20 protein-coding genes are annotated in these 24,330 nt (G+C 70.3%); 16 read left to right on the top strand and 4 right to left on the bottom strand.

What is annotated here, in order from left to right; translation table 11 throughout:
• Positions 1 to 177 precede the first annotated feature (177 nt).
• The 4 genes from STRIP9103_RS24935 to STRIP9103_RS24920 all read right to left on the bottom strand — a co-directional run bounded on the left by STRIP9103_RS24935 (position 178) and on the right by STRIP9103_RS24920 (position 5,938).
• Positions 178 to 2,709, bottom strand: coding sequence for a transglutaminase TgpA family protein (locus STRIP9103_RS24935; RefSeq protein ID WP_009321616.1), 2,532 nt, complete (start codon positions 2,707 to 2,709; stop codon positions 178 to 180).
• Positions 2,706 to 4,073, bottom strand: coding sequence for a DUF58 domain-containing protein (locus STRIP9103_RS24930; protein WP_009321612.1), 1,368 nt, complete (start codon positions 4,071 to 4,073; stop codon positions 2,706 to 2,708). Before STRIP9103_RS24930 ends, STRIP9103_RS24935 begins: the two co-directional genes overlap by 4 nt.
• A complete protein-coding gene (locus tag STRIP9103_RS24925) occupies positions 4,070 to 5,110 on the bottom strand; it encodes an AAA family ATPase (RefSeq protein WP_009321627.1) in 1,041 nt (346 codons plus the stop codon). The genes STRIP9103_RS24930 and STRIP9103_RS24925 overlap by 4 nt, the downstream gene beginning before the upstream one ends.
• A gap of 282 nt (positions 5,111 to 5,392) precedes the next feature.
• On the bottom strand, positions 5,393 to 5,938 hold the full coding sequence (locus STRIP9103_RS24920) for a beta-class carbonic anhydrase (RefSeq protein ID WP_048820932.1): 546 nt from the start codon (positions 5,936 to 5,938) through the stop codon (positions 5,393 to 5,395).
• Between the two features lie 347 nt (positions 5,939 to 6,285).
• On the opposite strand from STRIP9103_RS24920, the gene rsmH reads away from it, so the two are divergent.
• The 16 genes from rsmH (at position 6,286) to STRIP9103_RS24840 (ending at position 24,297) form a co-directional block, all read left to right on the top strand.
• Entirely contained in the window at positions 6,286 to 7,242 is a 957-nt protein-coding gene (gene rsmH / locus STRIP9103_RS24915; protein WP_009321609.1) for a 16S rRNA (cytosine(1402)-N(4))-methyltransferase RsmH, read from the top strand.
• Between the two features lie 144 nt (positions 7,243 to 7,386).
• Positions 7,387 to 7,968 (top strand): septum formation initiator family protein, encoded by a 582-nt coding sequence (locus STRIP9103_RS24910; RefSeq protein WP_009321619.1) that lies wholly within the window; start codon positions 7,387 to 7,389, stop codon positions 7,966 to 7,968.
• A gap of 191 nt (positions 7,969 to 8,159) precedes the next feature.
• On the top strand, positions 8,160 to 9,941 hold the full coding sequence (locus STRIP9103_RS24905; RefSeq protein WP_048820931.1) for a peptidoglycan D,D-transpeptidase FtsI family protein: 1,782 nt from the start codon (positions 8,160 to 8,162) through the stop codon (positions 9,939 to 9,941).
• Between the two features lie 253 nt (positions 9,942 to 10,194).
• Positions 10,195 to 11,715 carry a UDP-N-acetylmuramoyl-L-alanyl-D-glutamate--2,6-diaminopimelate ligase gene (locus STRIP9103_RS24900; protein WP_009321614.1) on the top strand — a complete coding sequence of 507 codons (1,521 nt, stop codon included), beginning with the start codon at positions 10,195 to 10,197 and terminating at the stop codon, positions 11,713 to 11,715.
• A gap of 4 nt (positions 11,716 to 11,719) precedes the next feature.
• Positions 11,720 to 13,135 (top strand): UDP-N-acetylmuramoyl-tripeptide--D-alanyl-D-alanine ligase, encoded by a 1,416-nt coding sequence (locus STRIP9103_RS24895; protein ID WP_009321607.1) that lies wholly within the window; start codon positions 11,720 to 11,722, stop codon positions 13,133 to 13,135.
• The gene (gene mraY / locus STRIP9103_RS24890) at positions 13,132 to 14,205 is read left to right on the top strand and encodes a phospho-N-acetylmuramoyl-pentapeptide-transferase (RefSeq protein ID WP_009321628.1); all 1,074 of its coding nucleotides are present in this window, start codon (positions 13,132 to 13,134) and stop codon (positions 14,203 to 14,205) included. Before STRIP9103_RS24895 ends, mraY begins: the two co-directional genes overlap by 4 nt.
• Complete coding sequence (gene murD / locus STRIP9103_RS24885) at positions 14,187 to 15,626, top strand: UDP-N-acetylmuramoyl-L-alanine--D-glutamate ligase (protein ID WP_199790571.1); 1,440 nt, start codon at positions 14,187 to 14,189, stop codon at positions 15,624 to 15,626. The genes mraY and murD overlap by 19 nt, the downstream gene beginning before the upstream one ends.
• Before the next feature lie 91 nt (positions 15,627 to 15,717).
• Positions 15,718 to 17,070 carry a putative lipid II flippase FtsW gene (gene ftsW, locus STRIP9103_RS24880; RefSeq protein WP_048820930.1) on the top strand — a complete coding sequence of 451 codons (1,353 nt, stop codon included), beginning with the start codon at positions 15,718 to 15,720 and terminating at the stop codon, positions 17,068 to 17,070.
• Between the two features lie 6 nt (positions 17,071 to 17,076).
• Positions 17,077 to 18,168 carry an undecaprenyldiphospho-muramoylpentapeptide beta-N-acetylglucosaminyltransferase gene (gene murG / locus STRIP9103_RS24875; protein ID WP_009321621.1) on the top strand — a complete coding sequence of 364 codons (1,092 nt, stop codon included), beginning with the start codon at positions 17,077 to 17,079 and terminating at the stop codon, positions 18,166 to 18,168.
• A 26-nt stretch (positions 18,169 to 18,194) separates the two neighbouring features.
• A complete protein-coding gene (locus tag STRIP9103_RS24870; protein ID WP_009321611.1) occupies positions 18,195 to 18,992 on the top strand; it encodes a cell division protein FtsQ/DivIB in 798 nt (265 codons plus the stop codon).
• A 280-nt stretch (positions 18,993 to 19,272) separates the two neighbouring features.
• The gene (gene ftsZ, locus STRIP9103_RS24865; protein ID WP_009321625.1) at positions 19,273 to 20,463 is read left to right on the top strand and encodes a cell division protein FtsZ; all 1,191 of its coding nucleotides are present in this window, start codon (positions 19,273 to 19,275) and stop codon (positions 20,461 to 20,463) included.
• Positions 20,460 to 21,188, top strand: a complete 729-nt coding sequence (gene pgeF / locus STRIP9103_RS24860) for a peptidoglycan editing factor PgeF (RefSeq protein ID WP_009321610.1) — start codon at positions 20,460 to 20,462, stop codon at positions 21,186 to 21,188. The genes ftsZ and pgeF overlap by 4 nt, the downstream gene beginning before the upstream one ends.
• Positions 21,188 to 21,913: a YggS family pyridoxal phosphate-dependent enzyme gene (locus STRIP9103_RS24855; protein ID WP_009321624.1), complete on the top strand. Its 726-nt coding sequence runs from the start codon at positions 21,188 to 21,190 to the stop codon at positions 21,911 to 21,913. The genes pgeF and STRIP9103_RS24855 overlap by 1 nt, the downstream gene beginning before the upstream one ends.
• A gap of 129 nt (positions 21,914 to 22,042) precedes the next feature.
• The gene (locus STRIP9103_RS24850; RefSeq protein ID WP_009321615.1) at positions 22,043 to 22,684 is read left to right on the top strand and encodes a cell division protein SepF; all 642 of its coding nucleotides are present in this window, start codon (positions 22,043 to 22,045) and stop codon (positions 22,682 to 22,684) included.
• A 49-nt stretch (positions 22,685 to 22,733) separates the two neighbouring features.
• Positions 22,734 to 23,027: a YggT family protein gene (locus STRIP9103_RS24845; RefSeq protein ID WP_009321608.1), complete on the top strand. Its 294-nt coding sequence runs from the start codon at positions 22,734 to 22,736 to the stop codon at positions 23,025 to 23,027.
• A gap of 52 nt (positions 23,028 to 23,079) precedes the next feature.
• Entirely contained in the window at positions 23,080 to 24,297 is a 1,218-nt protein-coding gene (locus STRIP9103_RS24840; protein ID WP_048820929.1) for a DivIVA domain-containing protein, read from the top strand.
• The last annotated feature ends 33 nt before the right edge of the window (positions 24,298 to 24,330 follow it).

The following is a 24,330-nucleotide window of genomic DNA, read 5'->3' as shown; positions in this document are numbered from 1 at the left end:
TAGCCACACGCCCATCATGCCCCAACTCCAGTCTGGTGGTGCCACCCCCAGGGCAGGCTGCCGAGCAGGAGTCGCCGGAAAGGATCCAAGAACGACGCAGTTGGGGTGGCTTCCAAGTTCAGTTGGTGGCAGCCAGCTTGAAGGGGCCAGACGTATCGCGGCCTCAGCCGCGTCGGCTCATCCGCTGTGCTCGCTCGTCGACGGACGTCGCCATCGCGGGGCCGGCAGGCGGGCCGCGAGGTTGTCCTTCAAGGCCGCCCAGCGGGCCGAGGCCGCCCAGACCACCCGGACAGTGGAACGCGGCAGCACGATCGCCCGGAACCGGGTCCAGCGGCTGACATGGGCGCCGAGATCTACCGTGACCACCTGCGCGTCCTTGGCCAGCCCCGCCGGGATCTGCGGGCGCGGAGCGAAGAGAACCTGCTCCACCGCCCCCGCCACCCGGTGCATCGCCGCCTCGGCCGGCGGATCGAGGTGCCCGAGCCGCACGATCCGCTCGGCGGCCTTGCGGGGCGTCTGCGACTCGTCCGGTGTGATCCCGTAGTCCCACGCCGTGTCGGTCACCTCCCGCCAGGCGGCCAGCGCATGCGCAGCCGTGGGCTCCGTATGGCTGCGGGTGGCGGCTTCGCGGGACATCCCGGGCCCACCCCTTGCCGCGGTCTCGTGCTCCGTCACCTCGTGCGTGACAGCCGACGAGCCGACCGCCCCTGCCACCGTACGGCCCTGCTCGCCGAGCCGTATGGACCGGACCCGCAGCCGCCACAGCATCGGCAGCAACGGAATCGCCAGCACCGTGAGAGCCCCCGGAAGTGCCAACAGGATCCAGGGCGACAGGAACAGCACGGCCCAGAGCGAACGATCGCCGTCGTCGGAATCCGGCGTGGCCGCCGCGGACTCGGCCGAGCAGCCGCCGTCCAGCCGCCGCTGGGCAGCCGGGCAGCTCTCGCTCGTCGACGGCTCCGTGGAGGGCGCCGCGGACGCCGACGCGGAGGGCCGGGGCACCTCGGGGAGACCACCGGTGCCGGACGACTCCGGCACGGTGTACTCAGGAGTCGTGCCCCGGTTCGGGGTCGGCTCGAAGCGGGTCCAGCCCACGCCCTCGAAGTACAGCTCCGGCCAGGCGTGCGCGTCCCGCAGTCCCACCGACATCGAACCGTCCGTCATCGGGGTACCGGGAGTGAAGCCCACCGCGACCCGGGCCGGTATGCCGAGGGTGCGGGCCATCGCCGCCATCGCGAAGGAGAAGTGGACGCAGAAGCCCTCCTTCTCCTCCAGGAACCGGGCTATCGCCCGCGAGCCGGTGCCGACCTGGACCTCGGTGTCGTACGTGAACTCGCCGCTGAACGCGAACCAGTCCTGGAGCTTCACGGCCCGCTCGTAATTGTTGGCCGCGCCCGCGGTGACCTCGCGCGCGGTTCGCGCCACCACCGGCGGCAGCGACCGGGGCACCTTGGTGTACTCCCGCTCCAGGGTCGGCGGCGGCTCCGGCGCCGAGGACAGCTGCTTGGTCGTGGGCTGCACTATCAGGCTCTCGACCGTGTACTGCACACCCTTGGTGTCCTGCTCGTGGTCGCCGACGAGCGTGCGTCCCACGGGCTCGTACCGCCAGTCGCCGTCGATGTCCACGCCGGTCACCGGGTACGGCATCGGCAGCCAGTCCTGCTCGTAGTCCCTCGCCGCGGCGATCCGGGTCTGGATCGTGGTCCGCTTGACGTCGGACCCGAGGCCGATCGGCGTGCCGAAGTCGTCCGGCACCTCGGTGATGGACCGCTCGGTCGGCTTCCACGAGGTGCCGTCGAAGTCGTCCAGCGAGACGATCCGCAGATACATCTCCTGAATGTTGTCCGTGTTGGTGCGGTACGACAGGACCTCGCGGTCCTCGTCCACGTTCAGGCTGTCGCGCAGCGACACCAGCGGGTTCACCGCGGAGATCGTGCCGCCGCCACCGGAGCCCGAGCCGATACCGGTCCCCGCGCCGTCCAGCAGTCCGCCGTCGAGGGAGGGCAGGGCGAGCGGCACCGCCAGGGCGATGCCGAGCGCGACCGCGCCGATGCGTCGACCGGTGCGCACCGGGGCGACGGCGGCGCCCCCGGACTCCGTGCCCGGGGCGCGTGGCGCGCCGCCGAAGACCCGGCCCCACTGCGAGAGCCGGTCGCGGCTCTCGGTGAGCAGCAGCATCAGATAGCCGGCGGAGGCGATCAGGAAGAACAGCCACGCGGCGCCGTCGGACAGCCCCGCGGCCACCGAGTACAGCGCGAGCAGCGGCAGACCCGCCGGGGCCGCGCTGCGGAACGTCACCGCGAGCGCGTCGACCATCAGCCCGATGATCAGGACGCCGCCGATCACCATCAGATGGATGCCGTCGCTCAGCGGCGCCGGGATGGCATACCGCCCGATGTCCTCGGCGCCGGTCTGCAGCAGCGTCGCGAAGTGCTGGAACGCCTCCGGTCCGGGGACGATCCCGGCCACCGCGTGCTCCCGGGCGAAGACCACCGTCAGCATCATCAGCGTGACCAGGGCCTGCGCCGCGACGGTCAGCGGCCGGGCCAGCGGGACCCGCCGGGTGAGGGCTCCCACCACTGTCTGCACGCCCAGCATGAAGGCGGCCTGGAAGATCCAGGTCATCGGCTCCACCAGTGGCAGCAGTGCGCACGCCGCCATGATCGTGGCGGCCCAGGCGCACAGCGCCAGCCTCGCCCGACCGCTCATGACCGTCCCTCCGTACCGATCCCCGCCGCCAGCCCGGCGCGCTGCCGGTCCGCCTGGCGCCACAGGTCCGTCAGCGATGCGCCGCGCGGCACGCTCAGCGCCGTCCAGCCGGCCTCGTGCAGCAGACGCAGCGACTCCTCGCCGGCGCTCTCGGCGCCGCCGGGCGCGAGCACGTCGCCCGGTTCACGCGTCCATGTCTCGCTGTCCAGCAGGAAGGCGATCGCCCCGCCGCCCCGCTGACGCAACTTGCCGATCACCGTCGCCTGCTCCTCGTCGAGGTCGCCCAGGAAAGCGACCAGCAGCCCCTCGTTGCCCCCGCGCAGCGCGTCGTAGGCGGGGGAGAGGCTGGTGCCGTCCGAGTGGTCGATCACCGCGAGGGTGTCCATCATCAGCCCGGCCGCGTCGGCGGACTCCTGGGTGGAACCGGCGAACCCGTCGGCCCCTTCGCCGGGCACCGAATTGCCGGTGTCCGTCAACAGTCGTACGGAAAAGCCCCGTTCGAGCATGTGGACCAGCATGGACGCGGCGCCCGACACGGCCCACTCGAAGGCGGAGTCCGGACCCGCGCCGAGGTACGCCTCGGCCCGGGTGTCCAGCAGGACCGTGCAGCGGGCTCGCTGCGGCTGCTCCTCGCGGCGCACCATCAGCTCGCCGTAGCGCGCGGTCGAACGCCAGTGCACCCGGCGCAGATCGTCGCCTCGCCGGTACCCGCGCGGGATCACGTCGTCCTCGCCGGCCAGCGCCAGTGAGCGCTGCCGGCCGTCGCCGTACCCCTTCGCCTCACCGCTCAGCCGCACCGGCGGCAGCGGCTCCACGCGCGGGACGACCGTCAGCGTGTCGAACGTGGAGAACGAGCGGGTCAGCTCGCACATCCCGAACGGGTCGGTCAGCCGCAGCTGGAGCGGGCCCAGCGGATAGCGGCCGCGCAGATCGGAACGGACGCGGTACGACACCTCGCGGCGCCCGCCCGCCTCCACCCGGTCGAGGACGAACCGGGGGCGCGGACCGAGCACGTACGGCACCCGGTCCTGGAGCATCAGCAGCCCGGTGGGCAGCCGCGAGACATTGTCCATCCGCAGGTGGACGCGGGCCTCGCTGCCGGCGGGCACGCGCGCGGGGGAGAGACGGCGGCTGCCCGCGACCCGGTAGCGGGTGCGGTACAGCACCGTCGCGCAGACCAGCGGCAGTACGGCGAGCAGCAGGCCGACCCGGAGCAGATCGCTCTGCCCGAGGACGTACGCGCATATCGCCGCCGCGACCCCGGCGGCCAGGAAGGAACGCCCGCGTGTGGTGAGCCCGGCGAGCGCCGTGCGCAGCCCGCCCTTCTCCTCCTCCGGAGCGGGCGCGGGCCCCGCGGTGGTCATCCAAGCCTCCGCGGCGGCTGCTGCGGATACGCCGGGGCGGCCGGGACCGTGCCGAAGCCGGCCTGCGGCTGGGGAGCCTGCGGCACCGGGGTGCGCTGGAGGATCTCCTGCACGACCTGCTCCGGCGTCCGGCGGTTGAGCTGGGCCTGGGCGGTGGGCAGCAGCCGGTGGGCGAGGACGGCCACGGCGAGCGACTGGATGTCGTCCGGCAGCGCGTACTCCCGGCCGCTCAGGGCGGCGGTCGCCTTCGCCGCGCGCAGCAGATGCAGCGTGGCACGCGGCGAGGCGCCGAGTCTGAGGTCGGGGTGGGTGCGGGTGGCGCCCACCAGATCCACGGCGTAGCGCCGGACCGTTTCCGCGACGTGCACGCCGCGGACGGCCTCGATCAGCTTCACGATCTCGTGCGCGTGCGCCACCGGCTGCATGTCCTCCAGCGGCGAGACGCCGCCGTGGACGTCAAGCATCTGCAGCTCGGCCTCCGGGCTGGGATAGCCGACGGAGACCCGGGCCATGAAGCGGTCGCGCTGGGCCTCGGGGAGGGGGTACGTGCCCTCCATCTCGACCGGGTTCTGCGTGGCCACCACCATGAAGGGGCTCGGCAGCTCGTATGTCGTGCCGTCGATCGTGACCTGGCGCTCCTCCAGGGACTCCAGGAGCGCGGACTGCGTCTTCGGTGAGGCGCGGTTGATCTCGTCGCCGATCACGATCTGCGAGAAGATCGCGCCCGGCTTGAACTCGAACTCCTTGCGCTGCTGGTCCCAGATGGACACGCCCGTGATGTCCGACGGCAGCAGGTCCGGCGTGAACTGGATCCGCCGCACCGAGCAGTCGATGGATCGCGCCAGCGCCTTGGCCAGCATGGTCTTGCCTACGCCGGGTACGTCCTCGATCAGAAGATGTCCCTCGGCGAGCAGCACGGTCAGCGAAAGCCGTACGACCTCAGGCTTGCCTTCGATCACCTGCTCGACCGAACTGCGGACTCGCTCCACAGTGCTGGTCAGATCAGTGAGGCTCGCTCGATCGTCATAGGTCGTCACCCGGCCCTCCTCGGCCCGTTCTTTCTCCGGGCCGTCGCTCTGCGATGCGGACCGGCCCACCCCGAAACACGGGCAACACGCGAAGAGTTCCGCGTGTTGCCACACCTGCATTCTTGCCGCCGTTATCAATCCGTGTCACTCGCCTGTGGATAACGGTCTGCGATTTGCCGGGCTTGCGGCCTTTTGCGCACCGAGCTGCCAGGAGATTGACAGGAAATCGGGGCTGCGAAAGCCCCCGCGGGGCGGTAAGCGGGTGAGCGGGGTGGGCCGGTTCGACGTGGCTCAGGCCGGAAGGACCTCCCGCAGCAGGCCCGTCTTCACATCGAAGACGAAGCCGCGCACATCGTCGGTGTGCAGCAGGAACGGGTTGGTCCGCACCCGCTGCATGGACTGCCGTACGTCCTGGTCGACGTCCCGGAAGGACTCCACCGCCCACGCCGGGCGCTGGCCGACCTCCAGCTCCAGCTCGGTGCGGAAGTCCTCGGTGAGGGACTCCAGACCGCAGCCCGTGTGGTGGATGAGGACCACGCTGCGGGTGCCGAGCTTGCGCTGGCTGATGGTGAGGGAGCGGATCACGTCGTCGGTGACCACACCGCCCGCGTTGCGGATGGTGTGGCAGTCGCCCAGCTCCAGGCCGAGCGCGGCGTGCAGGTCGAGGCGGGCGTCCATACAGGCCACGACCGCGACACGGAGGACGGGGCGGGCGTCCATCCCGGGATCGGTGAACGCGGCGGCGTACCGCTCGTTCGCCTCGACGAGACGGTCGGTGACCGTGCCGTCGGCTATGGCGCCTTCGGGTCCGGCGGGAACAGCTGCGGAGGTCGTCATACCGATGACGGTACTGGTCACGGTGGCTGAGGGCGCTCTGTGAGAGGCGACAAAGAACGCCATTGAGGCTTGTTGTGAGGTAACCCACAGGAGTGGCGGGATCGCGCCCTTCCGAGTGATTTCTCTCTCTCCGGGGCTTCGTCCGATGACGGCGTCGCGACGCGCAGGCCAGTTGATTGACCGCGAAGAGCCGTGGACTAGAGTGACGCGGAGCGGGAGGCGAGGAGCCCCTGAGGCAAGGAGCCCCTGCTGGACTGAAATCCCCAGGAGATCCGGTGACTGCCCGGTGTCTCCCCGCGTGCGCGGCGCGTACGTGCGGCTCGCGGCCGGATCCTTGAGAGGGCCCCTTGAGCAACAGCCGCCACGTCCCCGTCATGCTCCAGCGCTGTCTGGACATGCTGGCCCCGGCCCTCACGGAGCCCGGTGCCGTCGTGGTCGACTGCACGCTCGGCCTCGGCGGTCACAGCGAGGCGCTGCTCACCCGGTTCCCCGAGGTGCGCCTGGTGGCCCTCGACCGCGACAAGGAGGCGCTGCGCCTGTCCGGCGAGCGGCTCGCCCCCTTCGGTGAGCGCGCCACCCTCGTGCACGCCGTCTACGACGAGCTCCCCGACGTACTCGACCGCCTCGCCCGCCCGCGCGTCCAGGGCGTCCTGTTCGACCTCGGCGTCTCCTCCATGCAGCTCGACGAGGCCGACCGCGGCTTCGCCTACGCCCAGGACGCCCCGCTCGACATGCGCATGGACCAGACGACCGGCATCAGCGCCGCCGAGGTCCTCAACACCTACCCGGCGGGCGAACTGGTCCGGATCCTGAGGACGTACGGCGAGGAGAAGCAGGCCAAGCGGATCGTGTCCGCGATCGTGCGCGAACGCGACAAGGAGCCCTTCACCAACAGCGCACGCCTTGTCGAGCTGATCCGTGACGCCCTGCCGCAGGCGGCCAAGCGCACCGGCGGCAACCCCGCCAAGCGCACCTTCCAGGCGCTGCGCATCGAGGTCAACGGCGAACTCACCGTCCTGGAGCGGGCGATCCCCGCGGCTGTGAAGGCTCTCGCGGTCGGCGGCCGGATCGCCGTGCTGTCGTACCACTCGCTCGAAGACCGCCTGGTGAAGCAGGTGTTCGCGGCGGGCGCCGCCTCCACCGCGCCCCCCGGGCTGCCCGTCGTCCCCGAGCGCTACCAGCCGCGGCTCAAGCTCCTCACCCGTGGTGCCGAACTTCCCACCGAGGAAGAGGTCGCCGAGAACCGGCGCGCGGCCCCCGCGCGGCTGCGCGGGGCCGAGCGCATCAGGGAGGACGCCGAGTGAGGCGTACGGGCGGGCGCACAGGGTGTGCGAAGGGGACGGTGAGTGAGTCCGAAAACCGAACTCGCCGGGACGAGGGGTGAGTCCGAAAACCGAACTCGCCGGGGCGAGGAGTGAGTCCGAAAACCGAACTCACAGGGAGGGTGCGTGAGTAGGAAACCCGAACTGAGGGGCCGTGCCGCCCGTCTCGCACGGCTGCTGCCCGCGAACTCCGGCCGGGCCGCCCGCACCCCGTTCGTGCTCCTCGTCGTCCTGCTCCTGGGCGGCGGCCTCATCGGCCTCCTCGTACTGAACTCCGCGCTGAGCGAGGGGGCGTTCAAGCTCGACGACCTCCAGGACGACGTGAAGAGCCTCAGCGACGAGGAACAGGCGCTCCAGCGCGACGTGGACGCCTACTCCGCCCCCGAGGCCCTTCAGCGCCGCGCCCGCGAGCTGGGCATGGTGCCCGGCGGCGACCCGGCCTTCCTGGAGCCCGACGGCACCGTCAAGGGTGTACCGGGGCCCGCCGCCGAGCAGTCCGCCGTACGCATGCCCCTCGTCCTCGCGCCCGAGGCGCTCGAACACCCGCTGCCCGAGAACCCGATCCCCACGCCCACCCCGACGCCCACGCCGGCGCAGGAACAGGCGCCCTCGCGGCAGCAGGCCCCGGTGGAGGAGCCCGCGGCGGCACCCACCCCCACCAGCCCGTCCGTACAGTCCACCCCGCTCTCGACGAACCTCGGCAGGTGACGGAAGTGGTCGACTCAGGCAGGCAGCCACCCCGCCGCCGCGTACCCGGCCCCGCCAAACCCGTGCGCCCGGGCAGCCGGCAGCGCCGCCCGGGCCCCGGCGCCCGCCCCGCCGCGCAGCGCCGCCCCGTCATGCCCCGGCAACCGGCCCCGCGCACCATCCGCCTCGGCAGCCCCCGTCCCCGGCTGCGCATGGTGAGCCTCGCGCTGACCCTGGTGCTGCTCGCCTTCGTCGTACGGCTGCTCCAGGTGCAGGCCGTCGACGCCGGCGAGTACGCGGCCAAGGCCGACCAGAACCGGTACGTCGGCCGTGTCCTCGCCGCCGAGCGGGGCGGGATCACCGACCGCAACGGCGTCGCCCTGGCGATCAGCGCGGACGCCAACGACATCACCGCCGACCCGACATTGTTCACGCGCAAGCAGCTCAAGGTCGACGACGGCCCCGAGCAGGCCGCCGCGCTCCTCGCCCCCATCCTCGGCGCGGACCAGGAGACGATCACCGAGAAGCTGCGCACCAAGAACACCCGCTATGTGCTGCTCGCCCGCCGCCAGACCCCCCAGGTCTGGAACCAGATCAGCGACCTGAAGACCGCGCTCGCCCAGAAGGCCAAGAACGACCCCGACACGGTCAATGTGCTGGCGGGCGTCTTCCAGGAGCCCAGCAGCAAGCGCGTGTACCCCAACGGCGACCTCGCCGCCGGGATACTGGGCTGGGTCAACGCCGAGGGCGTGGGCGGGGGCGGCATCGAGCAGCAGTTGAACAAATATTTGGCAGGCAAGGACGGCAAGATCCGCTACGCCCAGTCCGGCGGCCGTCTCGTCCCCACCGCGGGTTCCACCGAGACCCCCGCCGTGGCCGGCTCCGACGTCGAGCTGACCATCGACCGCGACATCCAGTGGGCCGCGCAGAACGCCATCACCGAGCAGGTGAAGAAGTCCAAGGCGGACCGCGGCTACGTGATAGTGCAGGACACCAGGACCGGCGAGATCCTCGCCATGGCCAACTCGCCCGGCTTCGACCCCAACGACCTGACGCAGGCGAACCCGGACGCCCTGGGCAACGCGGCCCTCCAGGACGCCTACGAGCCCGGCTCCACCGCCAAGGTCATGTCGATGGCCGCCGTACTGGAGGAGAACGTCGCCACACCCGCCACACACGTCACCGTGCCCAACCGGCTGCACCGCGGCGACCGGCTCTTCAAGGACGACATCGACCACCCGACCTGGTACCTGACGCTCAACGGCGTGCTCGCCAAGTCCAGCAACATCGGCACCATCCTGGCCACCGGCGAACTCGGCAGAAACCAGCAGGAGGCCAACCGGATCCTCTACTCGTACCTTCGCAAGTTCGGCATCGGCGGCTACACCGGCCTCGACTTCCCCGGCGAGACCAAGGGCATCCTCGCCGCGCCCGCCGACTGGTCCACCTCGCAGCAGTACACGATCCCTTTCGGCCAGGGCGTTTCGATAAACGCCATGCAGGCGGCCTCCGTCTACTCGACGATCGCCAACGGCGGCGTACGCGTCGAACCGACCCTCGTACGAGGCACCAAGGGACCGGACGGGCAGTTCACCCCTGCTCCCAAGCCCAAGAAGACCCGTGTCGTGAGCGAGAAGACGGCCAAGACCCTCGCCCGGATGCTGGAGTCCGTCGTGGACGACGAGGAGGGCACCGGCACCACGGCGCGCATCCCCGGCTACCGGGTCGCGGGCAAGACGGGCACGGCCAACCGCGTGGATCCGGCCACCGGCCGCTACCGCGGCTACACCTCCTCGTTCGCCGGGTTCGCGCCCGCGGACAAACCGCGGATCACCGTCTACTGCGCGATCCAGAACGCCACCGAGGGCAGCTACTTCGGCGGCCAGATCTGCGGGCCCATCTACAAGGAGGTCATGGAGTTCGCCCTGAAGACCCTCCAGGTCCCGCCGACCGGCGCGAAGCCCGCGAACCTGCCCGTCACCTTCACGCCCTGACCCGTACCGCGATCCCTACGTCGATCAGCGCAGACCAGCCAGGAACCGACCCGTGACCATGATCACTCCCGATCCCGGGAACCACGCACCATCGCAGCCCTCGCACAAAGCCTCGCCCACCCGTCATCCACCACAGCCCTTGCCGGACCGCGCTTCACGCGGGCTCCCCTTTCGCTCCGGCGGGGGTGCGCCCGGTACGCTCACCGCCGTGCCACACGCTGATCAGTCCCAAACCACGCAGAAGGGCATTCCCGTGACATATCCGGGTCCGCCCAGGCCGGAGCTGCTGCCCGCCACCCCCCTCGCGGAACTCGCCGATCAGCTGGGAGTCGAACAGCCGGAGAGCGCCACGGAGGTCACGGGCATCACCCATGACTCGCGTGCCGTCCGCCCCGGCGACCTGTACGTCGCCCTCCCGGGCGCACGCCTGCACGGCGCCGACTTCGTCACCCAGGCCGCCGGCCTCGGCGCCGCCGCCGTGCTGACCGATCCGACCGGCGCCGAGCGCGCCGCCGCGACGGGCCTGCCCGTCCTGGTCGTCGCCGACCCGCGCGGACGGATGGGCGAGCTGGCGGCCACGATCTACCGCCACCCGGGCCGCGATCTGCTCCAGATCGGCATCACCGGCACCTCCGGCAAGACCACCACGGCCTACCTCGTCGAGGGCGGACTGAACGCCACCCGCCCGGCCGGACTCATCGGCACGGTGGAGATCCGCATCGGCGACGAGCGCATCAAGTCCGAGCGCACCACCCCCGAGGCCACCGACCTCCAGGCCCTGTTCGCCGTCATGCGCGAAGGGGGCGTCGAGGCGGTCGTCATGGAGGTGTCCAGTCACGCCCTGGTCCTCGGCCGGGTCGACGGCTGTGTCTTCGACGTCGCCGTGTTCAACAACCTCAGCCCGGAACACATGGAGTTCCACTCCGGCATGGAGGACTACTTCCAGGCCAAGGCACAGCTGTTCACGCCCGAACGCAGCCGGGTCGGCGTCGTCAACCTCGACGACGAGTACGGCCGCCGCCTCGTCAAGGAGGCCACGGTCCCGGTCGTGACCTTCTCCGCCGAGGGCCACCCCGACGCCGACTGGCGCGCCGAGGACGTCCGGGTCGGGCCGATGGACTCCACGTTCACCGTGCTCGGGCCCAAGGACGAGCGCATCACCGCCAGGTCGCCGCTGCCGGGCCCCTTCAACGTCGCCAACACCCTCGCCGCGATCGTCGCGCTGGCCACCGCCGGGCTCGACCCGCAGACCGCCGCCGACGGCATCGCCGCCGTACCCGGTGTGCCGGGCCGCCTCGAGCGCGTGGACGCCGGGCAGCCGTATCTCGCGGTCGTCGACTACGCCCACAAGACCGATGCCGTCGAGTCGGTCCTCAAGGCGCTGCGGAAGGTCACCGAGGGCAAGTTGCACGTCGTGCTGGGCTGCGGAGGCGACCGGGACAGGACCAAGCGCGCGCCGATGGGCGCCGCCGCGGCCCGGTTCGCCGACACCGCCGTACTGACCTCCGACAACCCCCGCTCCGAGGACCCCCTCGCGATCCTCGCCACCATGCTCGAAGGCGCGGCGTCCGTGCCGGCGCACGAGCGCGGCGAGGTCCTCCTCTTCGAGGACCGCGCCGCCGCGATCGCCGCGGCGGTGGCCCGCGCCCAGCCGGGCGACACCGTGCTGGTCGCGGGCAAGGGCCACGAGCAGGGCCAGGACATCGCCGGCGTGATCCGTCCCTTCGACGACCGCCAGGTGCTTCGCGAAGCTATCCAGCAGACCCAGGGATGAACTTGTGATCGCCCTCTCTCTCGCCGAGATCGCAGAAGTCGTCGGCGGGCAGACGCACGACATACCGGATCCGTCGGTCCAGGTCACCGGACCGGTCGTCCGGGACTCCCGCGAGGTGGAGCCCGGCAGCCTCTTCGTCGCCTTCGTCGGCGAGCGCGTGGACGGTCACGACTACGCGGCCGCGGTCGTCGAGGCGGGCGCGGCAGCGGTGCTGGCGTCCCGCCCCGTCGGCGTGCCCGCGATCGTCGTGGACGACGTCCAGACGGCCCTCGGCGCCCTCGCCCGGCACGTCGTGCGGAAGCTCGGTACGACCCTCGTCGCCCTCACCGGCTCCGCAGGCAAGACCAGCACCAAGGACCTCATCGCTCAGGTGCTGCGGAGCAAGGCGCCCACCGTGTGGACGCCCGGCTCCTTCAACAACGAGATCGGGCTGCCCCTCACCGCGCTCAGCGCCACCGAGGAGACCCGTTTCCTGGTCCTGGAGATGGGCGCCCGCGGCATCGGCCACATCCGCTACCTCACCGAGCTGACCCCGCCGAAGGTCGGCCTCGTCCTCAACGTCGGCACCGCCCACATCGGCGAGTTCGGCGGCCGGGAGCAGATCGCGCAGGCCAAGGGCGAGTTGGTGGAGGCCCTACCCGCGGCGAGTGAGGGCGGGGCCGCGATCCTCAACGCCGACGACCCCCTCGTACGCGCCATGGCGTCCCGTACGAAGGCGAAGGTCATCCTCTTCGGAGAATCCGACGAAGCGGACGTACGTGCCGAGAACGTGACGCTCACGGACGCGGGACAGCCCGTGTTCAGGCTTCACACACCCTCCGGTGCAAGCGATGTGACCATGCGCCTGTACGGTGAGCACCACGTGTCGAACGCGCTCGCCGCGGCCGCCGTCGCCCATGAGCTGGGCATGTCCGCGGAAGAGATCGCCACCGCGCTCTCCGAGGCGGGCTCCCTCTCCCGCTGGCGCATGGAGGTCACCGAGCGCCCGGACGGCGTGACGGTCGTCAACGACGCCTACAACGCGAACCCCGAGTCCATGCGGGCCGCCCTGCGCGCCCTGGCAGCCATGGGCAAGGGACGCCGCACGTGGGCGGTGCTCGGCAAGATGGCCGAGCTCGGGGACGAGGCGCTCGCCGAGCACGACGCGGTCGGACGGCTCGCCGTCCGGCTCAATGTCGGCAAGCTCGTCGCGGTCGGGGGCAGGGAAGCGTCCTGGCTGCAACTGGGCGCATATAACGAGGGTTCGTGGGGTGAGGAGTCGGTGCACGTGTCCGACGCACAGGCGGCGATCGACCTGTTGCGCAGCGAGTTGCGCCCGGGGGACGTCGTACTCGTGAAGGCGTCCCGTTCGGTCGGGCTCGAGAGCGTGGCGCAGGCGCTGCTCGAGACCGGTGCCGAGGGTGAGGTTGCCGCCCGATGATGAAGCAGATCCTGTTCGCAGGAGTCATTGGCCTCTTCCTGACGCTGATCGGCACCCCGCTGCTGATCAAGCTGCTCGCGCGCAAGGGCTACGGCCAGTACATCCGCGACGACGGCCCGCGCGAGCACGCCAGCAAGCGCGGTACGCCGACCATGGGTGGTATCGCCTTCATCCTGGCGACGATCGCCGCCTACTTCCTGTCCAAGCTGATCACCGGCTACACGCCGACCTTCTCCGGTCTGCTGGTGCTCGGCCTGATGGGCGGCATGGGCCTCGTCGGCTTCCTCGACGACTACATCAAGATCGTCAAGCGGCGTTCGCTCGGTCTGCGGGCCAAGGCGAAGATGGCCGGCCAGCTGATCGTCGGTATCGCCTTCGCGGTCCTCGCGCTGCAGTTCCCGGACGCCCGCGATCAGACGCCGGCCTCCACCAAGCTCTCCTTCGTGCAGGACTTCGGCTGGACGATCGGCCCGGTGCTGTTCGTGATCTGGGCGCTGTTCATGATCCTCGCGATGTCGAACGGCGTGAACCTGACCGACGGTCTGGACGGCCTCGCCACCGGCGCCTCGGTCCTCGTCTTCGGCGCCTACACGTTCATCGGCGTCTGGCAGTTCCAGGAGTCCTGCGCCAACACGCTGACCCTGACCAACCCGGCCGCCTGTTACGAGGTACGAGATCCCCTCGACCTGGCGATCGTGGCCTCCGCGCTGATGGGCGCCTGCCTCGGCTTCCTGTGGTGGAACACCTCGCCGGCCAAGATCTTCATGGGTGACACCGGCTCGCTGGCCCTCGGCGGCGCGCTCGCCGGTCTCGCGATCTGCTCCCGCACCGAGCTGTTGCTCGCGCTCCTCGGTGGTCTGTTCGTCCTCATCACCATGTCGGTCGTCATCCAGGTCGGCTCGTTCCGCCTCACCGGCAAGCGCGTCTTCCGCATGGCACCGCTCCAGCACCACTTCGAACTCAAGGGCTGGTCCGAGGTCCTTGTCGTGGTCCGCTTCTGGATCATCCAGGGCATCTGCGTCATCGTGGGACTGGGCATCTTCTACGCGGGATGGGCGGCAGAGAAGTGACGTCCTGGGACGGTATGCACATCACCGTCGCCGGCCTCGGCGTGAGCGGCATCAGCGCCGCCCGCGCCCTGGCCGGCCTCGGCGCGTCGGTCACCGTCGTCGACGGCGGCGACTCCGAGACGCTCCGGGAACGCGCCGCCTCCCTGGAGGGCATCGAGGTACGTCTCGGGGACGCGGAGACGCTCCCGGAGGGCACCGAGCTGGTCGTCACCTCGCCCGGCTGGAAGCCCACTTCACCCCTTTTCGCCGCCGCGGCCGAGGCGGGCGTCGACGTCGTCGGCGACGTGGAGATCGCCTGGCGGTTGCGGGGCCCCGACGCGGCCCCCTGGCTGGCGGTCACCGGCACCAACGGCAAGACCACCACCACGCAGATGCTCGCCTCCATCCTGACGGCCGCGGGGCTGCGCACGGTCGCCGTGGGCAACATCGGCACCCCGATCATCGACGTCGTCCTCGGCGAGGAGCAGTACGGCGATCTCGATGTCCTGGCCGTGGAGTTGTCCAGCTACCAGCTCCACTGGGCGCCCTCCGTGCGCGCCCACTCGGCCGTCGTCCTCAACCTCGCCCCCGACCATCTCGACTGGCACGGCGGCATGGAGGCGTACGCCGCCGACAAGGGCCGTATCTACGAGGGCAATCGCGTCGCCTGCGTCTACAACGTGGATGCCACCGACAAACCGTCCACCGAGGACCTGGTGCGCGAGGCGGACGTCGAGGAGGGCTGCCGGGCCATCGGCTTCACCCTCGGCACGCCGGGGCCGTCCCAACTCGGCGTCGTGGACGGCATCCTGGTCGACCGCGCCTTCGTCGAGAACCGGCAGAAGAACGCCCAGGAACTCGCCGAGGTCTCCGACGTCAACCCGCCCGTCCCGCACAACATCGCCAACGCCCTCGCGGCAGCGGCCCTCGCCCGGGCCTTCGGGGTGCCCCCCAAGGCCGTACGGGACGGTCTGCGGGCCTTCACCCCGGACGCGCACCGCATCGCGCACGTGGCCGACGTGGACGGCGTCGCGTACATCGACGACTCCAAGGCCACCAACACGCATGCGGCGGGGGCCTCATTGGCGGCGTACGAGTCGGTCGTGTGGATCGCGGGCGGGCTCGCCAAGGGCGCCACCTTCGACGAGCTGGTCGCCAAGTCGGCGAAGCGGCTTCGGGGCGTCGTCCTGATCGGCACGGACCGCGCGCTGATCCGCGAAGCGCTGGCGCGACACGCCCCGGAAGTGCCGGTCGTCGACCTCGACCGGGCCGACACTGGGGCGATGCTCGCGGCTGTCCGCGAGGCGCGCGCGTTGGCTCGGCCGGGCGACACGGTGTTGCTGGCGCCCGCCTGTGCGTCGATGGACATGTTCGTCAACTACAACAAGCGCGGGGACGCGTTCGCGGAGGCCGTTCGCGAACTCGCCGCCGCCGACGGCTGACCCGGCCCGCCCCGCCTGTCGGCCGTGCCGGGTGCACTCGGGAGGGAACGCGTGACACGGATGTGGTCGGTCGGCGGGGAAGGCGCCCCCCATGCCCGGTAGCCGTACGAGCCGTGCGCCCCTCCAGCGTGTCACGCGGCGGCCTCCCGTCCCCCGGCCGCCGCGCGAGAATCCCGTGCGGCGCTACTACCTGCGTGCGCGCAAGGCCTGGGACCGGCCGCTGACCGCGTACTACCTGATTCTGGGCGGCAGTCTGCTGATCACCGTGCTGGGTCTGGTGATGGTCTACTCGGCCTCGCAGATCACCGCGTTGCAGAAGTCGCTGCCGGGGACGTTCTTCTTCCGCAAACAGTTCCTCGCGGCGGCGATCGGCACCGTGCTGCTGCTCCTGGCCTCGCGGATGCCGGTGAAGCTGCACCGGGCGCTGGCGTATCCGATCCTGGCCGGCTGTGTCTTCCTGATGGCCCTGGTGCAGGTGCCGGGGATAGGGCAGTCGATCAACGGCAACCAGAACTGGATCGCCATCGGCGGCTCCTTCCAGGTCCAGCCGAGCGAGTTCGGCAAGCTGGCGCTCGTGCTGTGGGGCGCCGACCTGCTGGCCCGCAAGGAGGACAAGCGGCTGCTGACCCAGTGGAAGCACATGCTGGTGCCGCTCGTTCCGGTGGCGTTCATGCTCCTCGGGTTGATCATGCTCGGCGGCGACATGGGCACCGCGATCATTCTCACGGCCATCCTGTTCGGCCTGCTGTGGCTGGCCGGGGCACCGACCCGGCTGTTCGTGGGCGTGCTGTCCGTCGCCGGGTTCATCGGCTTCGTCCTCATCCGGACCAGCGAGAACCGTATGGCCCGCCTGGCCTGCATCGGGGCCACCGAACCCCGCTCGGGCGGCGTCGACTGCTGGCAGGCCGTGCACGGCATCTACGCCCTCGCCTCGGGCGGAATCTTCGGTTCCGGGCTCGGTGCCAGTGTGGAAAAATGGGGCCAACTCCCGGAAGCACACACCGACTTCATCTTCGCCGTCACCGGTGAGGAGCTGGGCCTGGCGGGGACGCTGTCGGTACTCGCCCTCTTCGCGGCTCTAGGCTATGCGGGTATCCGCGTGGCCGGTCGCACGGAGGACCCCTTCGTGAGGTATGCCGCGGGAGGCGTGACCACCTGGATCACCGCTCAGGCGGTGATCAACATGGGTGCGGTGCTCGGCCTGCTGCCGATCGCCGGCGTCCCGCTCCCGCTGTTCTCCTACGGAGGGTCCGCCCTGCTGCCGACCATGTTCGCCATCGGGTTGCTGATCGCCTTCGCGCGCGACGAGCCCGCTGCGCGGGCGGCGCTTGCGATGCGGCAACCCCGCTTTGGTAGAAAGCGGGGCGGCGGCCCTTCGGGGCCCGGGAGATGGAACACGATGCGACGGCGTGCCTCCTCGGCACGTTCGTCCGGAGAGCGGTGAATTTCGGTGCATGTCGTCCTCGCCGGTGGCGGAACCGCCGGTCACATCGAGCCCGCGCTCGCCCTCGCGGACGCCCTGCGCAGGCAGGACCCGACCGTCGGGATCACGGCCCTGGGCACGGAGCGCGGCCTTGAGACACGCCTCGTCCCCGAGCGCGGCTACGAACTGGCGCTGATCCCCGCCGTACCCCTGCCACGCAAGCCCACCCCCGAGCTGATCACCGTGCCCGGCCGGCTGCGCGGCACGATCAAGGCGACCGAGCAGATCCTGGAGCGCACCAAGGCGGACTGCGTCGTCGGCTTCGGCGGCTACGTGGCCCTGCCCGGCTATCTCGCCGCCAAGCGCCTCGGCGTGCCGATCGTCGTCCACGAGGCCAACGCCCGCCCCGGCCTCGCCAACAAGATCGGCTCCCGGTACGCCTCCCAGGTCGCCGTCTCCACCCCGGACAGCAAGCTCCGCGACGCCCGCTACATCGGCATCCCGCTGCGCCGCTCCATCGCCACCCTGGACCGCGCCGCCGCGCGCCCCGAGGCCCGCGCGATGTTCGGCCTCGACCCGAACCTGCCGACCCTGCTGGTCTCCGGCGGCTCCCAGGGCGCCCGCCGCCTCAACGAGGTCGTCCAGCAGGTCGCCCCCTACCTGCAGCAGGCCGGGATCCAGATCCTCCACGCGGTCGGCCCGAAGAACGAACTGCCGCAGGTGCACCAGATGCCGGGAATGCCCCCGTACATCCCAGTACCGTACGTGGACCGGATGGACCTCGCGTATGCCGCGGCCGACATGATGCTCTGCCGAGCGGGCGCGATGACCGTCGCCGAACTCTCCGCCGTCGGGCTCCCCGCCGCCTACGTCCCGCTGCCCATCGGCAACGGTGAGCAGCGGCTGAACGCCCAGCCGGTGGTCAAGGCCGGCGGCGGGCTGCTGGTCGACGACGCGGAACTGACCCCCCAGTGGGTCCAGCAGAACGTCCTGCCCGTACTCGCCGACCCGCACCGGCTGTACGAGATGTCCCGCTCCGCCAGCGAGTTCGGCCGCCGGGACGCCGACGACCTGCTCGTCGGGATGGTGTACGAGGCGATCGCCTCGCACCGCCGTTAGGACCATGTGACGGAAGGGCAGGGAGCGTGGCCGGACCGACCACCGCCGAACGCGGTGCAGACGAGAGTCTGGACTCCGGCCCGCTCCTTCGCGGGCGGCGCCCCGGCCCGCGTGCCCTCGTCGCCGCGGCCGTCGCCCTGGTGCTGCTCGGCGGGACCGCGATGTGGGTCCTGTACGGCTCGTCGTGGCTGCGGGCCGAGCGCGTCTCGGTGTCCGGGACCCGGGTGCTGACCGAGGCCCAGGTGCGCGAGGCCGCCGACGTTCCGCTGGGCGATCCGCTGATTTCCGTCGACCTCGACGGGATCGAGGCGCGACTGCTCAAGAAATTGCCCCGAATTGACTCGGTTGAGGTCATCCGTTCCTGGCCTCATGGAATCGAGCTGAAAGTGAGTGAACGCACTCCGGTTCTGATTGTCGAAGCTGCCGGAAATTCGGGCAAATATGTCGAAGTGGATGCGAAGGGTGTGCGTTTTGCCACGGTTTCGCGCACCTCGAAGGGTGTTCCCGTACTGGAATTGACGCTGTCCCGGTCGGATTCGTCCGCCGCCAGTCTGCGGCGATTCGGTGAGGACCGGCTCGTGCGCGAGGCCGTGCGCGTCGCCCGTGCCATTCCGGCCGCGCTCGTGCCCGACACCCGTGCCGTCACGGTCCGTTCGTACGACTCCATCTCGCTGGAGTTGACCGGGGACCGCACCGTCGCGTGGGGGAGCGCGGAGAAGGGTCGCGCCAAGGCCCGTGCGCTCACCGCTCTGATGAAAGCCGCCCCCGACGCGGGGCACTTCGACGTGAGCGTTCCCACCGCGCCCGCGTCATCAGGGAGTTGACGGACATCCGCGCAGGCCAGCACCCTGGTTGGGCATCGCTATGGCTGATCACATAGGGTGAAAAGAAAAACGGGAGGTTCGGCGTGTTCGTTGAACGTGCGCCACTTGTCGACTTAGTGTCCTGTTCGGAAGAGTCCAAGGAACAGGCGCACTGGTAACCCTAAACTTCAGCGTTAGGGTTCGGGTCGGCGGTTCGGACCGTCCCACTTCGGCATCAGTCGTCGCATCGCGGGCCCCTCGCGAAACGGCGACACGTAACTCGAGGCGAGAGGCCTTCGACGTGGCAGCACCGCAGAACTACCTCGCAGTCATCAAAGTCATCGGTGTCGGCGGCGGTGGTGTCAATGCCATCAACCGGATGATCGAGGTCGGTCTCAAGGGCGTCGAGTTCATCGCCATCAACACCGACGCACAGGCGCTGTTGATGAGCGACGCCGACGTCAAGCTGGACGTCGGCCGCGAACTCACCCGCGGACTCGGCGCCGGCGCCAACCCGGCGGTCGGCCGCAAGGCCGCCGAGGACCACCGCGAGGAGATCGAGGAGGTCCTCAAGGGGGCCGACATGGTCTTCGTGACGGCCGGCGAGGGTGGCGGCACCGGCACCGGCGGCGCGCCCGTCGTGGCCAACATCGCGCGTTCCCTGGGCGCCCTCACCATCGGTGTGGTCACCCGCCCGTTCACCTTCGAGGGACGGCGCCGCGCCAACCAGGCCGAGGACGGCATCGCCGAACTCCGCGAAGAGGTCGACACCCTCATCGTCATCCCGAACGACCGGCTGCTGTCCATCTCGGACCGCCAGGTCTCCGTGCTGGACGCCTTCAAGTCGGCCGACCAGGTCCTCCTCTCCGGTGTCCAGGGCATCACCGACCTCATCACCACCCCCGGTCTGATCAACCTCGACTTCGCCGACGTCAAGTCGGTCATGTCCGAGGCCGGTTCGGCCCTCATGGGCATCGGCTCGGCCCGTGGCGACGACCGCGCGGTGGCCGCCGCCGAGATGGCGATCTCCTCGCCGCTCCTGGAGGCCTCCATCGACGGCGCCCGCGGTGTGCTGCTCTCCATCTCCGGTGGCTCCGACCTCGGTCTGTTCGAGATCAACGAGGCCGCCCAGCTGGTCAGCGAGGCCGCCCACCCCGAGGCCAACATCATCTTCGGCGCCGTGATCGACGACGCCCTCGGCGACGAGGTGCGGGTCACGGTCATCGCGGCCGGCTTCGACGGCGGTCAGCCCCCGGCCAAGCGGGACAACATCCTCGGCTCGGCCTCGGCCAAGCGCGAGGAGCCCGCGCCGGTGCGGCCCGCCGACGCCCGCCCGTCCTTCGGCTCGCTCGGCAGCGTCAAGCCCAAGGAGGAGCCGGCGCCCGCCCCCGAGCCGGTGAACGACGTACCGCTCTCCCCGCCCGTCCCGCCGTCCCGGTCCTACTCGGACAGCGCGGCGGAGGAACTGGACGTGCCGGACTTCCTCAAGTGATAGGGCAGCGCGAGAACGTGAGCGGCGCGCACTTCGCCTTCACCGACCGGTGGGGCGGGGTGAGCGCCGCTCCGTATGAGGAGCTCAATCTCGGCAGCGCGGTCGGCGACGACGCCGACGCCGTACGCGCCAACCGGGAGCTGGCGGCCAAGTCGCTGGGCCTGGAGCCGGACCGGGTGGTCTGGATGAACCAGGTGCACGGCGCGGACGCGGCGGTGGTCGACGAACCGTGGGGCTCGGACGACATCCCCTCCGGCGACGCGATCGTCACCACCCGACGCGGTCTCGCGCTCGCCGTGCTCACCGCCGACTGCGTACCCGTCCTGCTGGCCGACCCCGTCGCCGGGGTCGTGGCCGCCGCCCACGCGGGCCGGCCCGGCATGGTCGCCGGAGTCGTCCCCGCCGCCGTACGGGCCATGATCGAACTCGGCGCCGAGCCCGGCCGGATCCTCGCCCGCACCGGCCCCGCCGTCTGCGGCCGCTGTTATGAAGTGCCCGAGGCGATGCGCGCCGCCGTGGCCGCCGTCGAGCCGACGGCGTACGCCGAGACCAGTTGGGGCACGCCCTCTGTGGATGTGCGCGCCGGAGTGCACTCCCAGCTGGAGCGCCTCGGGGTGCACGACCGGGAGCAGTCGCCGGTGTGCACGCTGGAGTCGCGCGACTACTTTTCGTACCGCCGCGACCGCACCACAGGGCGACTCGCGGGATATGTCTGGCTGGGCTGATGAACAAGACGGACCGTAGGGCACAACTCGCCGAAAACCTGGCGAAGGTGGAGCGTCGCATCGCGGCGGCGTGCGCGGCGGCGGGGCGCAAGCGCGACGAGGTGACCCTGATCGTGGTGACCAAGACGTATCCCGCGAGCGATGTGCGGATCCTGTCGGAACTCGGTGTGGTTCATGTCGCCGAGAACAAGGACCAGGACGCGGCGCCCAAGGCCGCCGAGTGTTCGGATCTGCCCCTTCTGTGGCACTTTGTGGGGCAGTTGCAGACCAATAAGGTCCGTTCCGTGGTGCGTTATGCGGATCTTGTGCAGTCCGTGGATCGTTCCAGGCTTGTCACGACTCTGTCGAAGGAGGCGGTACGGGCCGGGCGCGAGGTGGGGTGTCTCATCCAGGTGGCACTCGACGCCGACGAGAGCGGGCGGGGGGCGCGCGGTGGGGTCGGGCCCGGTGGAATCGAGGAGTTGGCCGATCTCGTCGCGGACTCCCCGGGGTTGCGGCTCGATGGTCTGATGACCGTAGCGCCGCTCACCGGAGAGTACGCCGGACGCCAACGGGCCGCGTTCGAGCGGTTGATGGATTTGTCGACCGACCTGCGCAGAGCCCATCCGGCTGCGAACATGGTCTCGGCAGGGATGAGTGCGGACCTCGAGGATGCCGTGGCCGCCGGGGCGACACATGTACGCGTCGGCACTGCGGTACTCGGAGTCCGTTCCAGGCTCGGGTAACGTCGCCAAGAAGTCGGACCACAGCAGAAAATATGGTCATTCCGTCGAAGGGCGGGCGCAACGACCTCGTGGATCGCGGGCACTTGGAAGTCGTCAGTCGATCCACCACAGAGCGGAGGACTCAGAGCAATGGCCGGCGCGATGCGCAAGATGGCGGTCTACCTCGGCCTCGTGGAGGACGATGGGTACGACGGCCGGGGATTCGACCCCGATGACGACTTCGAGCCCGAGCTCGACCCGGAGCCCGAGCGGGACCACCGGCGCCATGAGCCGGTGCATCAGGCGCACCAGTCACATCAGTCCCAAAGGGATGAATCGGTGCGAGTGGTGCAGCCGCCGGTGCAGCGCGAACCGGTGTCGCATTCCGCTTCGCTCCCCGCGGAATCGATGCGACCCGCCCGGATCGCGCCCGTGGCGTCCATCACACAAGAACGTTCGAGTCTGGAGAAGAACGCACCGGTGATCATGCCCAAGGTCGTGTCCGAACGAGAGCCTTACCGGATCACCACGTTGCACCCGCGGACCTACAACGAGGCCCGTACCATCGGGGAACACTTCCGTGAAGGCACCCCGGTGATCATGAACTTGACTGAGATGGACGACACGGATGCGAAGCGACTTGTCGACTTCGCCGCCGGTTTGGTGTTTGGTCTTCACGGCAGCATCGAGCGGGTGACGCAGAAGGTGTTCCTGTTGTCGCCTGCTAACGTCGATGTCACGGCGGAGGACAAGGCCCGCATCGCAGAGGGCGGGTTCTTCAACCAGAGCTGAGACGCACCACCGGAAGAAGTACGGAACAGGGGAGAGGGAAGCACGGATCATGAGCGTGGTTTTGCAGGTGCTCTACATCGCGCTGATGTGTTTCCTCATCGTGCTGATCTTCCGGTTGGTCATGGACTATGTGTTCCAGTTCGCCCGCTCGTGGCAACCCGGCAAGGCGATGGTGGTCGTTCTGGAGGCCACCTACACTGTCACTGATCCACCGCTGAAGCTTCTGCGGCGGTTCATTCCGCCGCTGCGTCTCGGGGGCGTGGCGCTCGACCTGTCCTTCTTCGTACTGATGATCATCGTCTACATATTGATCTACATCGTGGGCGGACTCGCTGCGGGGTGATTGTGGACGATCCGGTCTTGCCGACTGCCGATGACTACGTTGAGGTGAAGAGATGCCGTTGACCCCCGAGGACGTGCGGAACAAGCAGTTCACGACCGTCCGCCTCCGAGAAGGCTATGACGAGGACGAGGTCGATGCCTTCCTCGACGAGGTCGAAGCCGAACTGACGCGCCTGCTCCGTGAGAATGAGGACCTGCGGGCCAAACTGGCCGCGGCCACGCGCGCTGCTGCCCAGAACCAGCAGAACATGCGCAAGCCTCCCGAGCAGGATCAGCAGGGCATGCAGCAGCAGGGTATGCGGGGTCCCGGCGCTCCCGTACCCGCTGGGATATCGGGCCCGCCGCAGCAGATGGGGGGCCCCATGGGTGGCCCGCCCCAGCTGCCGAGCGGTGCGCCGCAGCTGCCCGCCGGCCCTGGTGGCCAGGGGCAGCAGGGTCCCGGCCCGATGGGTCAGGGGCCGATGGGCCAGGGCCCCATGGGTCAGGGCCAGATGCAGCCGCAGATGGGCCAGGGCCAGATGGGTCAGGGTCAGATGGGCCAGGGCCAGATGGGCCAGGGTCAAATGGGCCAGGGTCCCATGGGTGGTCAGCCTCCCATGCAGCAGCAGATGGGTGGCCCGATGGGCGGCCCCATGGGTGGTCCGATGGGCGGCCCCGGTCAGGGTCCCGGCGGCGACAGCGCCGCGCGTGTGCTCTCGCTGGCCCAGCAGACCGCCGACCAGGCGATCGCCGAGGCCCGTTCCGAGGCCAACAAGATCGTCGGCGAGGCCCGTAGCCGCGCCGAGGGTCTGGAGCGCGACGCCCGTGCCAAGGCCGACGCCCTGGAGCGGGACGCGCAGGAGAAGCACCGCGTCGCGATGGGCTCCCTGGAGTCCGCCCGCGCCACGCTGGAGCGCAAGGTCGAGGACCTGCGCGGCTTCGAGCGCGAGTACCGCACACGGCTGAAGTCCTACCTGGAGTCGCAGCTGCGTCAGCTGGAGACCCAGGCGGACGACTCGCTGGCCCCGCCGCGCACCCCGGCGACCGCGTCGCTGCCGCCGTCCCCGGCGCCCTCCATGGCCCCGGCCGGCGCGAGCGCCCCGTCCTACGGTGGCAACCCGAGCGGTCTGGGCGGTGGCCCGTCTCCGGCCGCGCCGTCCTACGGTGGTCAGCAGCAGATGTCGCCGGCCATGACCCAGCCGATGGCGCCGGTACGGCCGCAGGGGCCGTCGCCGATGGGGCAGGCTCCCTCGCCGATGCGTGGGTTCCTCATCGACGAGGACGACAACTGACGCATAGAGGTACGCCGTAGGCGTCGGCAGCGT

Source organism: Streptomyces ipomoeae 91-03 (genome assembly GCF_000317595.1).
GTDB lineage: Bacteria > Actinomycetota > Actinomycetes > Streptomycetales > Streptomycetaceae > Streptomyces > Streptomyces ipomoeae.
This window is presented reverse-complemented; position numbering and strand designations above follow the sequence as displayed.

What these genes read in the sequence shown, in the direction of transcription:
- STRIP9103_RS24905 (WP_048820931.1), top strand. Translation starts at nt 8,160, where the DNA reads ATGGTGAGCCTCGCGCTGACCCTGGTGCTGCTCGCCTTCGTCGTACGG.
- murD (WP_199790571.1), top strand. Translation starts at nt 14,187, where the DNA reads ATGGGCGGCAGAGAAGTGACGTCCTGGGACGGTATGCACATCACCGTC.
- mraY (WP_009321628.1), top strand. Translation starts at nt 13,132, where the DNA reads ATGATGAAGCAGATCCTGTTCGCAGGAGTCATTGGCCTCTTCCTGACG.
- STRIP9103_RS24930 (WP_009321612.1), bottom strand. Translation starts at nt 4,073, where the DNA reads ATGACCACCGCGGGGCCCGCGCCCGCTCCGGAGGAGGAGAAGGGCGGG.
- STRIP9103_RS24840 (WP_048820929.1), top strand. Translation starts at nt 23,080, where the DNA reads ATGCCGTTGACCCCCGAGGACGTGCGGAACAAGCAGTTCACGACCGTC.
- ftsW (WP_048820930.1), top strand. Translation starts at nt 15,718, where the DNA reads ATGCCCGGTAGCCGTACGAGCCGTGCGCCCCTCCAGCGTGTCACGCGG.
- STRIP9103_RS24845 (WP_009321608.1), top strand. Translation starts at nt 22,734, where the DNA reads ATGAGCGTGGTTTTGCAGGTGCTCTACATCGCGCTGATGTGTTTCCTC.
- STRIP9103_RS24850 (WP_009321615.1), top strand. Translation starts at nt 22,043, where the DNA reads ATGGCCGGCGCGATGCGCAAGATGGCGGTCTACCTCGGCCTCGTGGAG.
- STRIP9103_RS24935 (WP_009321616.1), bottom strand. Translation starts at nt 2,709, where the DNA reads ATGAGCGGTCGGGCGAGGCTGGCGCTGTGCGCCTGGGCCGCCACGATC.
- STRIP9103_RS24855 (WP_009321624.1), top strand. Translation starts at nt 21,188, where the DNA reads ATGAACAAGACGGACCGTAGGGCACAACTCGCCGAAAACCTGGCGAAG.
- STRIP9103_RS24920 (WP_048820932.1), bottom strand. Translation starts at nt 5,938, where the DNA reads ATGACGACCTCCGCAGCTGTTCCCGCCGGACCCGAAGGCGCCATAGCC.